The organism is Sutcliffiella sp. NC1 (assembly GCF_027594365.1).
GTDB lineage: Bacteria > Bacillota > Bacilli > Bacillales > Bacillaceae_I > Sutcliffiella > Sutcliffiella cohnii.
In genome coordinates this window covers 4,315,264-4,328,891 of sequence record NZ_CP115153.1, presented here as the reverse complement: position 1 = coordinate 4,328,891, position 13,628 = coordinate 4,315,264, and the positions used below count along the sequence as shown (strand labels likewise).

General features: G+C 36.9%; 10 protein-coding genes. All 10 read left to right on the top strand.

Going from position 1 to position 13,628, the window contains the following annotated elements:
• Nucleotides 1-41 precede the first annotated feature (41 nt).
• The 10 genes from O1A01_RS22425 (at nucleotide 42) to O1A01_RS22380 (ending at nucleotide 13,589) form a co-directional block, all read left to right on the top strand.
• On the top strand, nucleotides 42-1,319 hold the full coding sequence (locus tag O1A01_RS22425) for an extracellular solute-binding protein (protein WP_270065045.1): 1,278 nt from the start codon (nucleotides 42-44) through the stop codon (nucleotides 1,317-1,319).
• A gap of 72 nt (nucleotides 1,320-1,391) precedes the next feature.
• Entirely contained in the window at nucleotides 1,392-2,351 is a 960-nt protein-coding gene (locus O1A01_RS22420) for a carbohydrate ABC transporter permease (RefSeq protein WP_066415477.1), read from the top strand.
• Nucleotides 2,352-2,369: 18 nt separating this feature from the next.
• Nucleotides 2,370-3,203 (top strand): carbohydrate ABC transporter permease, encoded by an 834-nt coding sequence (locus tag O1A01_RS22415; RefSeq protein ID WP_066415479.1) that lies wholly within the window; start codon nucleotides 2,370-2,372, stop codon nucleotides 3,201-3,203.
• A complete protein-coding gene (locus tag O1A01_RS22410) occupies nucleotides 3,200-4,987 on the top strand; it encodes a glycoside hydrolase family 66 protein (RefSeq protein WP_270065044.1) in 1,788 nt (595 codons plus the stop codon). The genes O1A01_RS22415 and O1A01_RS22410 overlap by 4 nt, the downstream gene beginning before the upstream one ends.
• A 74-nt stretch (nucleotides 4,988-5,061) precedes the next feature.
• Complete coding sequence (locus O1A01_RS22405) at nucleotides 5,062-6,852, top strand: sensor histidine kinase (RefSeq protein ID WP_084380391.1); 1,791 nt, start codon at nucleotides 5,062-5,064, stop codon at nucleotides 6,850-6,852.
• Nucleotides 6,845-8,371: a response regulator gene (locus O1A01_RS22400; RefSeq protein WP_270065043.1), complete on the top strand. Its 1,527-nt coding sequence runs from the start codon at nucleotides 6,845-6,847 to the stop codon at nucleotides 8,369-8,371. Before O1A01_RS22405 ends, O1A01_RS22400 begins: the two co-directional genes overlap by 8 nt.
• 15 nt (nucleotides 8,372-8,386) lie before the next feature.
• A complete protein-coding gene (locus O1A01_RS22395) occupies nucleotides 8,387-9,661 on the top strand; it encodes an extracellular solute-binding protein (protein WP_270065042.1) in 1,275 nt (424 codons plus the stop codon).
• Nucleotides 9,662-9,666: 5 nt separating this feature from the next.
• Entirely contained in the window at nucleotides 9,667-11,334 is a 1,668-nt protein-coding gene (locus O1A01_RS22390; RefSeq protein WP_270066455.1) for a glycoside hydrolase family 13 protein, read from the top strand.
• A gap of 103 nt (nucleotides 11,335-11,437) precedes the next feature.
• Nucleotides 11,438-12,493: a Gfo/Idh/MocA family protein gene (locus O1A01_RS22385; RefSeq protein ID WP_270065041.1), complete on the top strand. Its 1,056-nt coding sequence runs from the start codon at nucleotides 11,438-11,440 to the stop codon at nucleotides 12,491-12,493.
• A 4-nt stretch (nucleotides 12,494-12,497) separates the two neighbouring features.
• Complete coding sequence (locus O1A01_RS22380; RefSeq protein ID WP_270065040.1) at nucleotides 12,498-13,589, top strand: Gfo/Idh/MocA family protein; 1,092 nt, start codon at nucleotides 12,498-12,500, stop codon at nucleotides 13,587-13,589.
• Nucleotides 13,590-13,628 lie beyond the last annotated feature (39 nt).

The window sequence follows — 13,628 nt, the reverse complement described above, 5'->3', positions numbered from 1 at the left end:
TAGATAATAAATGTGTAAGAAACAATAGGAGGTTTGAAAAGATGAAATTATTTAAATCATTAATAGCTATATTATCTGTTTCTGCACTTCTTTTCGTAAGTGCGTGCAGTGGTTCTAGTGACTCTAGTTCTACTGATAAAAGTTCTGGAAAGAAAACAGTAATCGAGTATTGGCACACTTATAGTGACCAAGAAGAAGTAGTATTAACAGATAAAATAAAGCCGATGTTTGAAGAAGCACACCCTGACATCGAACTTAAATTAACTCGTATGCCATACGAAGGATTAAAGCAACAAGTTATTGCTGGTGTATCTGGTAATGCTGCACCTGATTTAATGCGTATGGATATTGTTTGGACTTCTGAGTTTGCTCAAATTGGTGCACTTCAAGATTTAAGTGGTTATGAAGGATTTGAGAATGTAAAAAATAGTGTGTTTGAAGCACCGATGGCAACAAACTTCTATGATGGAAAATATTACGGTTTACCAGTAAATACAAACACAAAAATTGCAATCTATAACAAACAATTATTAGAAAAAGCTGGTTTATCAGAAGCTCCAGAAACAATGGATGAGCTTGTAAAAGCAGCTGAAGCAGCAAAAACTGTAGGTTCTAAAGGTGGAATTGGTGTAGGTGGATCATTCGCATGGGGCTTCCTTCCTTACTTCTGGAGCTTAGGCGGAACATTAACAAACGACGTTTTCACACAATTTGATGGATACATTAACAGCCCTGAAAGTATTGCAGCAGTTGAAACAATGGCAGGCTGGCATAATGATGGATTAACAGCTCCTTCCATCCTTGGTGGAGAGCCAGGGACGTGGGATGGAATGCAAAATCACGAATATTTAATGATTGACGATGGTCCTTGGTTCTTTAGTATTTTAATGAACGAAGAAGGAAATAAATTTGATGCATTAAATGATACAGTTCGTGGATTAATTCCAGCTGGTGATGGTGGAAGCCGTTCTGTAATCGGTGGAGAAAACTTAGTTATTTTCGCAAACTCTAAACATCCAGAAGAAGCTTGGACGTTTGCAAAATGGATGTTAACAGAAGAACCACAAAAATTAATGGCTGAAACAGGATTAATTCCTACTAATATCGATGCGGCGAATGACCCGGCGTTCTTAGAAAACCCATTCATTCAAGAGTACGTAACACAGCTTGAAACTGCCTTACCTCGTACGCCTATCCCACAATGGTCAGAGATTGAAGCAGTTATTAACTTAAACTTTGAAAAAGTAATTCGTGGTGAAATGGACGCTAAAGCTGCAATGGATGATGCAGCAAGACAAGCAGAAGCTTTACTTAAATAAAAAACGAGAGTACTTCACTGGAAAATTTCCAGTGAAGTATCTTTATTCTTAATTTGTTAGGAGGGGAGCCCAATGGAAAGTGGAGTAAATACGAATAAAAATGATGCCGTCGTTATTCCGAAAAAAAGCTTTGCCGAACGCTTTAAAATTGGCGTTAAACAGTGGATCGAAGTCTTTCCATTTATCTTTTTAGGGCTTGTTGGTGCGGGTGTATTCGTAATCTACCCATTGATGAAAGGTATCATCATGAGTTTCCAAGATTACAATATTATGCCTGGAGCAGAAAGTCCTTTTGTTGGGTTAGAAAACTATAAAAAAGCATTTTCCGATCCTGCATTTCGCTATGCAGTACGTAATACATTTTTGAACACAGTTGTAACAGTTCCAATTAACTGGTTTTTAGGGCTTTTCTTTGCTGTATTAATAAATCTTCAGTTTATTAAGTACAAAATTACGTTCCGTACATTGTACTACTTACCAATTATCACTTCTTGGATTGTTGTAGCATTCCTTTTCCGCTATTTATTTGCTGACGGAGAAAACGGTTTAGTGAACTTTGTTCTATTAAATTTGGGCTTTATTGATTCTCCGATTGGTTGGTTACAAAATCAGTGGACAGCAATGGTAGTAATTTGGTTATTCCACATTTGGAAAACAGTTGGTTGGACCGTTGTTATTTATTTAGCGGCACTTCAAGGTATCCCGAAAAGTTTATATGAAGCGGCAGCAATTGACGGAGCGAATGGGGTTAAATCATTTATGTATGTAACGATTCCAATGCTAGGGCCGATTACCGCATTTGTCATCATTAACTTAATTATGGGTGCATTTAACATTTTCCCACAAGTGTATTTCATTACAAATGGTGGTCCAATGGGCCAAACGGAAGTTTTGCAAAGTATGATTTACAAACAGGCGTTTAACAACTTTAACTTCGGTTATTCATCTGCTTTAGGGGTAATGATGGGTCTGACGATCTTCCTCATTACATATACACAGCAGAAAAAACTAGGTAGACAAAAATTCATGTAGGAAAAGGAGGGAAATTCGATGAAAACAAACTTTTTGCCAAAGCTTTTTGTATACACCATTTTAATCATCGGAGTTTTAGTGTTTGTTACTCCGTTTGTATATATGTTAATGACAACATTCGTGAAAAACGCATATTCTCTCCCTAGACCACATGAGGTATTTACAGCGATACCTAGTCTAGAAAACTATGAAATTGTTTGGACGAAAAATAGTTTCTTCCGTTATTTTTTAAACAGTTTATTAGTAGCAACGGTAGCAACAGTTGGTAGTGTGTTTCTAGGAGCGTTAACCGCTTATTCATTCGTTCGATTCACATTCCCTGGAAAAGAATTCGTATTCCGAGTGTTTCTATTTACGATGATGATTCCGCTAGTATTAGCAATCGTACCTCAGTTTACTGTTATCCAATCACTTGGTCTAGTAAACACGTATTGGGGATTATGGTTAATTTACATCGGTGGAGGAGTAGTTGGGTCTACATTCTTCTTACGTGGATTCTTTGAAACAGTACCGAAAGAATTGGAAGAATCGATTGTTATGGATGGTGGAGGAAACTGGACTATCTTTAGAAGAATTTATTTACCTTTATCGAAGCCTGCACTAGGCACAATGGCGATTTTTGCTTTCTCTGGAACGTGGGACGAGTATTTCGTAGCATTAACAATTATTAAAGATGAGGCGATGAGAACATTGCCAATCGCGTTAATGATGTTCCAAGGAAAATACGCAAGTAACTGGGCGTGGATCTTTGCGGCTTCGATTATCGCAATCTTACCTGTAATTATTATTTATATCGTATTCCAAAAACGCTTTGTACAAAGTGGGGATACAGAAGGAGGCGTAAAAGGATGAGGAAGAAATTCGCTAGCCTTTTTATTGCTACTTTACTTATTATATCCTTGATGACGGGTTGTACGAAAACTACTTCCGCCCCTTTTCAATCAGATAGTGTCAAAAAAGGGGACTATTTAAGCTATGTAACAACTGATAAAGCTGTTTATAAGCCTGGGGATAAAGTTACCTTTACGTTAACATTAAATGAACAGATAGAAGAAGGGACGTTACTTGTTCGATACGTCCATTTAAATGAAATAGTAGAAGAGGAAGAAATCACACTAACTGGTGAAGACGCTGTTATGTGGGACTGGATAGCGAAAGAGGATGACTTTAAAGGTTATATGGTAGAAGTGTATATGAAAGATAAGAAAACAATTGTCGATCATTACAACATTGCTGTTGATGTTTCCTCTGATTGGACAAAATTCCCTCGCTATGGCTATTTAGCGGATTTTTATGAATTAGCAAAGGAGGAACAACAAGGGGTTATCGATAAATTAAATCGATTCCATATAAACGGATTACAATTTTACGATTGGCAGTATAAGCATGAACGACCGTTAAAATTAGAAAACGGTAAAGTAGCGGATACGTGGTTAGACATTGCCAATCGAGAAGTTTCTAGAGAAACGGTAGAAAATTATATTGCGATGGCACATGAAAAAAATATGAAAGCAATGAACTATAACCTTCTTTTCGGAGCTTACGAAAATTATGAAGAAGAAGGTGTGAAAAAAGAGTGGGGAATTTATCGAGATCCTCTCCTTGAAAACCAAGATAAGCACCCACTGCCTGAAAGCTGGGCGAGCGATATTTTCTTAATGAACCCAGCCAACGAAGAGTGGCAAGATTTTATTATTAATGCTGAAAAAGAAGTGTTCCAACATTTAGCGTTTGACGGTTGGCATGTCGATCAATTAGGAGATCGAGGTGCATTATGGGACGGAGAAGGGAATCGGTTAGACTTATCTACGACATATGTTCCTTTCTTGCAAAAAGCGAAGGAAGAACTACAAGTAGATTTAGTCATGAACGCTGTATCACAATATGCGGTAGGTTACATCGCGTCACAAGCTCCTGTAAGCTTCTTATATTCGGAGTTATGGGACTCACACCAAACGTTCAGTAGTTTAAAAGATGTAATCGATCAAAACTATCGCTATAGCAACAATGAGTTAAATACCGTGTTAGCGGCGTATATGAACTATGACCTATCTGACTCGATGGGCGAATTTAATACACCAGGTGTGCTACTAACAAATGCAGTTATTTTCGCCGCGGGTGGTGCCCATTTAGAGCTTGGGGAAAATATGTTATCGAAAGAATATTTCCCTCATAAAAAGCTTTCCATATCCGATGAGCTAAACAATCAGTTAATTCATTATTATGATTTCTCAGTAGCTTACCAAAATCTACTTCGCGACGGAGCAATTGAACTCTCAAAAGAAATTACTATTAGTAATGAAGATATTGATGCGTCAGAACGTGCTGAACGCGGAAAAGTTTGGAGTTATGCCAAAGAAAAAGACAACAAAGAAATTATTCAGTTCATTAATATGACAGATGCTACATCTCTTGACTGGAGAGATAATGATGGTTCGCAGGTTGAGCCTTCTGTCAAAGAGAATCTTAACGTTACGGCCGAGACAAACGGGAAAGTGGAAAAAGTCTGGATCGCTTCTCCTGATTTCTTTGCAGGATCCGCGGTTGAACTAGAGTTTAAGCAAAAAGGTGACGAAATACAGTTTACAATTCCACATTTAAAATATTGGGATATGGTTGTTATCGAATATAAATAAAACCGATATTTGCGAACGAGGAGTGGGATAGATATTATAGTAGGAAAATAAGTGTTTTGTAAAAGAGGGTTGAGATGATGTTACGAAGAATGATAAAAAACCGATTTGCAACAAAAGTAGTTTTTGCCCTTTTACTCGTTATTTTCATCTCAACTATTTTTAATAGCTACTTTTACTATCAATCTGCTTCGAACGTTGTAAAGAATAATGTTAGAGAATCATCACTGCAAATTGCAAGACAAGCAGCTGATTCTCTTTCGTTTATTTTCTCCTTAGGTAGCGATACTTCAGATTTACTCTATAGTAATGAACGACTACAGGAAATAGTCGTCGAAGATACGGCTGAAAAGTTATCGTTCTCCGAAAGAGGAAGCAATAATGAATATATGAATACGCTATTAAATTCACATGTATATTCAAGTTCATTTGTTCGAACGATTTATGTATTGAAGGAAGATGGAACTAGCTGGGGAAGTGGTACATTTTCCGCTTATAAGCTTACACAATATAATTTAGCTCAACAAGATTGGGTAAGAGAGTCAGTTGTGAAAGACGGTCAATTAGTTTGGGAAGGGCTACAATATGATCAATTGAGTGGTGCTGGTCAAAATACAGAACTAGTTGTCACTCTTAGTAGAGTGTTGAAGAACTTTAATAACTTACAAAATATCGGATATATACAAGTCGGTTTAGATGGAAGAGTAATATTAGAGAAAATTGATCAAATAAAACTGGGTAAGACTGGACGTTTTTTTGTAGTGGATGAAAAAGGAGAGGTTATGGTGGATTCGGTTTTAGAAAACATCAACCGCCCAGTCAAAAATGATGAGCTCTTTCAATATATACAAAACAAACGTTTGATTGAATTTGAATTTACACATGAAGGAACTCCTTATTATGGTGTAAAACAACCAATGAGTAACGGATGGACAGTCATTGGTATTGTTCCTATTAAAGAAATTACAGGTGAACTAAGTAATGTTCAAATGATAACACTCTTTTCGACAACGATCTTTACGATTGTCGCGATTATAATTGGTTTAGTTGCAGCCCATCGAGTAACAGAGCCAATTAGACTGTTAACACAGCAAATGAAGCGAGTAGGAGAAGGGAACTTTAACGTACGAACGAAAGTTGCTTCAACTGACGAAATAGGTCTCATGAGCCTGCAATTTAATCGAATGATTAATCAAGTCGAAAAACTGCTAGAGCAAGTAAAAGAAGTGGAAAGTCAAAAACAAAAAGCGGAGCTGCGTGCAATTAAGCATCGAATTAACCCACATTTCTTATTTAATACTCTTAGTACAATCCGTTGGTTAATTCAACTTAATCAAAAGGAAAAAGCAAACACAGCAATGTCTGCCTTAATTAGACTTTTAGAAGCAAATATGGGGAAAAAGGGAACCTTTGTCACGGTAAATGAAGAATTAAATATAGTAGAGAAGTTTATGGCAATTATGCAAATACGTTATGAACAGAAATTTTATTTAGAGCTAAATATTGCAGATGAAGTGGAGGATTTCCTAATTCCACAAATGCTTATTCAGCCCATAGTAGAAAATGCTATTTTCCACGGCTTTGTCCCAACAGGAAAAGACGGTACAATTCGAATTACAGGAAAGAAACTAGATGGTGGAATTGTATTAGATATCTGTGATAACGGTATTGGAGTTAAGAAAGAAGCATTAGAAAAAATTAAGGATCAATCACCGAATTCGTTTCTTGGAATTGGACTTACGCACGTGTACGATTCAGTAAACTTATATTACGGACCTGGCTCAAAAGTAGAAATTGATAGTAACGAAAACGGAACAGTTGTAAAGCTTATCCTTAAACAAAAAGGTAGAGGTGGAACATATGTTTAACGCAATGATCGTGGATGATGAACCAGTTATTCGCTTTGGCTTAAAGGCATCAATTAATTGGGAAGAAGAGGGTCTAAATTTAATAGGTGATTTTCCGAATGGAGAAAAAGCACTTGAAGCGATGGAAAATCAGCAAGTAGACCTTTTAATTACGGATATAAAAATGCCTATTATGGACGGTTTAACATTAATGCGAGAAGCGTTAAAGCGAAATCCGAGTGTAAAAGTCGTGTTAGTTAGTAGTTATAATGACTTTGAGTATGTTCGGGAAGGGTTAAAACACGGCGCTGTAGACTATGTATTAAAGCCAACTTTGGAGCCAGAGGAATTTTTACAACTCATTCAAAAATGCGTGGAATTAATGAAGAAAGAGCAAGTAATTGAAGAAAAGCTACATTTAATAGATGAAACGAAAGCGTTTAAAAATCGCCACAGATTAGAACAGCAACTAAAGCGTATGTTGATAAAGCATAATAAGTTGGAATTTTCGTATGAAGGCTTTAACAGCTTACAATCACCGATGATGGTTATATATTTGAAAATGTTTAATCCTAATAGGGTGATGGATCAAAAGGGAAAATTATATATATCATTTATGTTAGATGAGCTTCAAGAACAGTTTTATTTACAGTACGAGGAAGGTATTTGTATCCATATAAATGAGACAGACTTAGTTTTCGTTATTCGTAATGATAAGGATGAGCCACAAAAGCTGAAAGGTTGGCTTCAAGACCAAACTTATATTCCTTTTACTATCGGTTATGATATCGCTTCTAATTTCAAGGAATTACCAGAAAGTATTCATCGAAGTGAAGAAGCGTGTAGTAGAAGGTTTTTTCATGCTGAAGAAGATGTGTTTCCATACTTGCCTCTTGAATATGGACAAGTAAAAAGATTAAAAGGAGAGCAATTAAAGCAGTTTCTTTTACCGTATGACAAACAAAAGGTAACGGAGTTTTTAACAGAACATTTTCAAAAGCGAGAGTTAGAAGAGGTAGATCCTACTGAGATGAAGGATGAGGCATGTGACATCATCACTCATTTATTTGTAGATAAAATAGATGTAACCTTATTGCTAGAAAAATGCTCAATCTTAAAGAAAACAGAAACGATGCAAGAGCTTCATCACTCACTTTTACAACAGTTGGAAGAATGTGAAACAATCGTTGCTAATAAAGGTGATAAGTTGCATGGAGATAATGAGCTAATTGACAGTGCGCTTGAATATATTCACCGTAACTATACGGACGAGTTAACCTTGCAAAAGATAGCAGACCATATTCATATTAGTCGTAATTACTTTAGTATTTTATTTAAACGTTTTTTAAATCAAAATTTTATTGATTATGTGATTGACTTACGAATAAAAAAGGCAAAGGAGTTGCTAGAGCATTCCTCCTTGAAAGTATATGAAGTAGCAGAGCAATCTGGATTTGGAGATGTTAAGTACTTTAGCAAGCTGTTTAAAAAAACAACTGGTCTTTCTCCAGGTGATTACCGAACAGAACAACAAAAATAGTGGAGGTGAGTGAATATGGTTCGTAAAAGTATAATCTTCAGTTTTCTCTTCGTTAGCTTGTTATTGTTAGGAAGTTGTCGAAACTTAAACATCATTAATAATGGCAGTACACCTATTGAAACCCCAGAGGAAAATATCGAGTTGGTTATTTGGCATACGTACAACGAAGAAGAAACGCAAGTGTTTGAAAACGTCCTTATTCCACTTTTTGAAGAAGAACACCCTACTATTTCTGTGAAACCAGTTCGGCAATCACATAATGATCAGTTAAAGTCTGCGCTTATTTCTAGAGCCTCGGCGAATAAACCACCAGATGTTATTCGAATGGACATCGCGTGGATTCCAACATTTGCAGAACTTAACTTAATATATCCAGTAAGTAGATTTGATGACTTTACCAAGATTCGACAGTTATTTTTTGATGTGCCATTACTGTCCAATTTTTACAAAGGAGAGTATTATGGTGTCCCATTAAATACAAATACAAAAATAGCTATATATAATCAAGAACTACTAAAGCGTGCTGGCTATGATACTCCACCAAAAACGATGGATGATTTAATTCAAATGGTGGAGGAACACGACTATACCATTGGTATGAATGGTATTACTGGCTGGGAAAGTCTAGCCTATTTTTACGCTTTAGGTGGCGAATTGCTGGATGAAAAAAATGAAAAAGCATCAGGTTTTTTAGATAGCGAACAAAGTATCGAAGCTGTTCAGAAATTATTAAATATGTATGAGAATGGTCAACTTCCTCGAGGATTGTTAACAGGTAATCCGTCGACGTGGGAAGGTGTGGTTGATGGTAGTTATGCGCTTATTGATGAAGGACATTGGTTCTATAGTATACGTCCAACAGAAGTAGTGGAACAGTTGTATAAGCAGACAGTTTTTGCACCTTTTCCAGTGACGGAAGGAAGAGGATCTGTGCTTGGAGGAGAAAACTTAGTTATTTCAAAAGCAACAAACCATTTGGAAGCCTCTTGGTCGTTTGTAAAGTGGATGACAACTGAAACACCGCAACGATTACTGTTAGAAAAAGGATTAATTCCAACAAATAAAAATGTGGAAGTTACCGCCTATTATGAAGAATACCCATATTTACAGACATATGTGGAAAGTTTAGAGTACGCATTTTTACGACCTCCATTAGCACAATGGAGTAAAGTAGACGAAATGTATACCCAATATATGAGATTAATATTATCAAGAAGTATGACAGTCGAAGAAGGACTGCGTGAAGCAGCGGAAAAGATAGATCACATACTAACGGGAGAGGAAGCGTGACAGATATGGAAAAGAAATGGTGGAAAGAAAGTGTCGTTTATCAAATTTATCCTCGTAGCTTTATGGATAGTAACGGTGACGGAATAGGTGATTTAAAAGGAATGACGTCTAAGCTTGATTATTTACATGAGTTAGGAGTAGACGTTATTTGGTTATCACCTGTATATGAATCTCCTAATGATGATAACGGTTACGATATTAGTGACTATCAAGCGATAATGGATGAGTTCGGAACAATGAAAGATTGGGAAGACCTACTTGCTGGGTTGCATAGTCGTGGAATGAAGCTAATGATGGACTTAGTAGTAAACCATACTTCCGATGAACATAAATGGTTTGTAGAATCGCGTAAGTCAAAAGATAATCCATACCGTGATTATTATGTATGGCGTCCTGGTAAAGAAGATGGAATAGAGCCGAATAACTGGACATCATTCTTTAGTGGCTCAGCATGGCAAAAAGATGAAGAGACAGACGAGTATTTCTTACATTTATTCAGTAAAAAACAGCCTGATTTAAACTGGGAAAATCAAAAAGTAAGACAAGAGATTTATGACATGATGACTTGGTGGTTAGATAAAGGAATCGACGGCTTCCGGATGGATGTTATTAATCTTATTTCGAAAGTAGATGGCTTACCTAGCACACCATCAGGTAAACGCTATGACTGGGGAGGAGATTATTTCATGAATGGTCCTCGCGTTCATGAATATTTACAAGAAATGAACAGAGAAGTTCTTTCTAAATATGACATTATTACAGTTGGTGAGTGTCCAGGAGCTTCTACAGAGGATGCAGCACAGTATGCGAATAAGGAACAAACGGAATTAAATATGATATTTACGTTTGAGCATATGGATATCGATTCTGGACCTGGTGGAAAATGGGATGTAAAGCCATGGGAGTTAAAGGACTTAAAGGATGTTATGACGAAGTGGCAAAAAGGGTTAGAAGGAAAAGGCTGGAACAGTCTTTACTTAAACAATCATGACCAGCCAAGAATGGTATCTCGCTTTGGAAATGATAAAGAATACCGTGTCGAGTCTGCAAAAATGTTAGGAACTTTCCTTCATATGATGCAAGGTACTCCTTACATCTACCAAGGGGAAGAAATCGGGATGACGAACGTACGCTTCGAGGCAATTAAAGAGTACAACGACCTTGAAATTCATAACATGTATCGTGAAAAGGTTACAGAAGGTGGCGAGGACCATCAAAAGGTGATGGAGTCCATTTATGTGAAAGGTCGAGATAATGCGAGAACACCGATGCAGTGGGATGAAAGCCCGAATGGAGGATTCACAACTGGTACTCCGTGGATAAAAGTAAACCCGAATTTCGAACAAATTAATGCAAAACAAGCGTTAGCGGATTCAAATTCTATCTTCTATTATTATCAAAAACTAATTAAACTTCGTAAAGAGCATGACATTATTGTTTATGGTACTTACGACCTTGTGGCGGAAGAGCATGAAGCGATATACGCGTACACTCGTACGTTAGGTGATGAAAAGCTATTAGTTGTATGTAATTTCTATGGGGATGAGGCTGTATTTAATGGTAATTACTCTTTTGATAATGCAGAGTTGTTAATTAGTAATTATGAAGGAAATGAAAATATAAATAATATGACGTTAAGAGCTTACGAAACGAGAGTATATTTACTGAAATAATGAATATTGTGGGACGGGGACATGCACCTCGGCCCACATTTTTATAAAAATATCAACAATTTTTGTAAACGTTATCATAACAGATTGAAAGGGGAATTTTATTATGAGTGAAACGAAAATAGGGTTAATCGGTTTAGGGGGAATGGCGAATCATCATCTTCGTTTACTTTCAGAGCTACAAGGAGTTGTTATTTCTGCACTTTGTGATGTTAATGAAGAAGCACTACATACAATTGGGGACAAGTACGACGTGAAGGTGGAAAATAGATTTACAGACTATGAATCTCTTATTGGGAATGGAGAAGTTGATGCTGTCATATCGATTGTTCCAAATAAATATCATGCTGGGATTATTAAACTTTGTATTCAATACGGAAAGCCAATAATGACGGAAAAGCCTTTTACAGTAACGTTTGAAGAAGCAGCTGAATTAAAAAAAATGTTTGAAAAGAACCCTATTCCTTGTATGGTTGGATTTTCGTATCGCTATATTCCGTCATTCCGTTATGTGAAGCAACTATTAGAAGAGGAGAAGTTAGGAAAACTACGACACATTTCTGTGAACTATTTACAACAATGGGGGTCACCGCTATTTAATGTACCATTTAATTGGCGCTTTAGTAAAGAAATGTCAGGGACAGGTGCTTTAGGTGATTTAGGTTCTCATATGATTGATAGTGCAAGATACTTTGTTGGTGAATTTAAGGCAGTTGCTGGGATGATGACGACATTTGTAGAGGAACGAAAAACAGAAGGCGGAATGCAACAAGTGGATGTTGATGATTTTACTAGTTTTCAAGCAACTTTCCCTAACGGTGTGATGGGGACGTTTGTCACGTCAAGAAATGCGATAGGAGCTGGTAACCAATTGGAAGTGGCTATTTATGGGGATAAAGGAACGGTGAAAGTTTGTTGTGAACAACCCGATGATGTGCAAGTGTGTATTAAATCGGAGGGTAATTTAGATGCACCGTTTGAAACGGTGAAAGTTCCTGAAGCATTTTATTTAAATCAATTACAAGATTTTATCGAATATGTTGAAGGGAAATCGTTGAAATATATACCTAACTTTGAAGATGGGTATGAGAACCAAAAGGTGATGGAAGGTGTTATTCAATCCGCGAAGACAGGTAAATTAGTTGTAATCGAGGAGGTGTAAAAGTTTGAGTAAACTAAAAATTGGTGTTGTAGGTGCAAGCTGGTTTGCTGATTTATGGTATTTGCCAGTACTTCAAATGCATCCTGACGTTACGTTATCAGCGATTTGTAGTAGAACCGGTGAAAGTGCCAAACGGTTGGCAGAGAAATACAATATAGAAAATGTGTATATCGATTATAAGGAGATGTTTGAAAAGGAGAACTTAGATGGTGTGTGTATTGTCACTCCTAACGATTCTCATAAAGATATTACATTGGCCGCTATAGAAAAGGGACTTCATGTCATTTGTGAAAAGCCTATGGCACTTAATGCTGTAGAAGCGGAAGAGATGGAGAAAGCGGCTCGTGCTAGCTCGGTTGTCCATGCGATTAATTTCACCTATCGAGAGCATCCAGGTATTCAAAAATTGTTGGAGCTTATAAAGGACGGTTTAATAGGCAATATTCACGAAGCTTTTTTTGAATATACAGGTGATTATGGATTAAATGGCCCTCCTGGATGGCGTGGTACTATCTCGACAGGTGGCATAGGAGGTGTCCTGCAAGATTTAGGTTCTCATTTAATTGATGTGGCTCAATATATACTGCAGGATGAAATTATAAATGTACACGGATCGTTATCATTTATGGAAGATGATAGGTTAGTAAATGTAAGTAAAAAGCAATCAAAGGACCAAGCGGCAGACTCTGTATCTTTTACGGCTCACTTTTCCAATCTTGTAAGAGCATCCTTTTATACAAGTTGGGTAGCACCACAAGGAAATAAGCATCAGACAATTGACATTAAGTTATATGGAAGTAAAGGAAGTATCCACTTATTAACGTGTGAGCTCGGTACATCTTTACGGTACGCTATGAAGGGTGAAGAGTGGAGAGAGATTAGTCTAGAAGGAGCGACGCCACTTCAATGGGACGAAAAGCCGAGTGAGGAAAAATTCCGTCCTTGGCGAATTACTAACCGTAACGAAGTGTGGAAATGGGTGGACCATATATTAGGTAGAAAAGATAGAGAGCTTGCAACTTTCACTAGTGGTTTAAGTGTACAGCGTGTAATTGATGAGGTAATAGTTTCAGCTGAAAAAAAGATTAATGAATAAGTAATGATTCGAAGTTTAGAAGGAAAATCTCATAAAATA

Coding starts and splice junctions, on each gene's coding strand:
- O1A01_RS22385 (WP_270065041.1), top strand. CDS start 11,438: ATGAGTGAAACGAAAATAGGGTTAATCGGTTTAGGGGGAATGGCGAAT.
- O1A01_RS22390 (WP_270066455.1), top strand. CDS start 9,667: ATGGAAAAGAAATGGTGGAAAGAAAGTGTCGTTTATCAAATTTATCCT.
- O1A01_RS22405 (WP_084380391.1), top strand. CDS start 5,062: ATGATGTTACGAAGAATGATAAAAAACCGATTTGCAACAAAAGTAGTT.
- O1A01_RS22415 (WP_066415479.1), top strand. CDS start 2,370: ATGAAAACAAACTTTTTGCCAAAGCTTTTTGTATACACCATTTTAATC.
- O1A01_RS22395 (WP_270065042.1), top strand. CDS start 8,387: ATGGTTCGTAAAAGTATAATCTTCAGTTTTCTCTTCGTTAGCTTGTTA.
- O1A01_RS22410 (WP_270065044.1), top strand. CDS start 3,200: ATGAGGAAGAAATTCGCTAGCCTTTTTATTGCTACTTTACTTATTATA.
- O1A01_RS22425 (WP_270065045.1), top strand. CDS start 42: ATGAAATTATTTAAATCATTAATAGCTATATTATCTGTTTCTGCACTT.
- O1A01_RS22420 (WP_066415477.1), top strand. CDS start 1,392: ATGGAAAGTGGAGTAAATACGAATAAAAATGATGCCGTCGTTATTCCG.
- O1A01_RS22400 (WP_270065043.1), top strand. CDS start 6,845: ATGTTTAACGCAATGATCGTGGATGATGAACCAGTTATTCGCTTTGGC.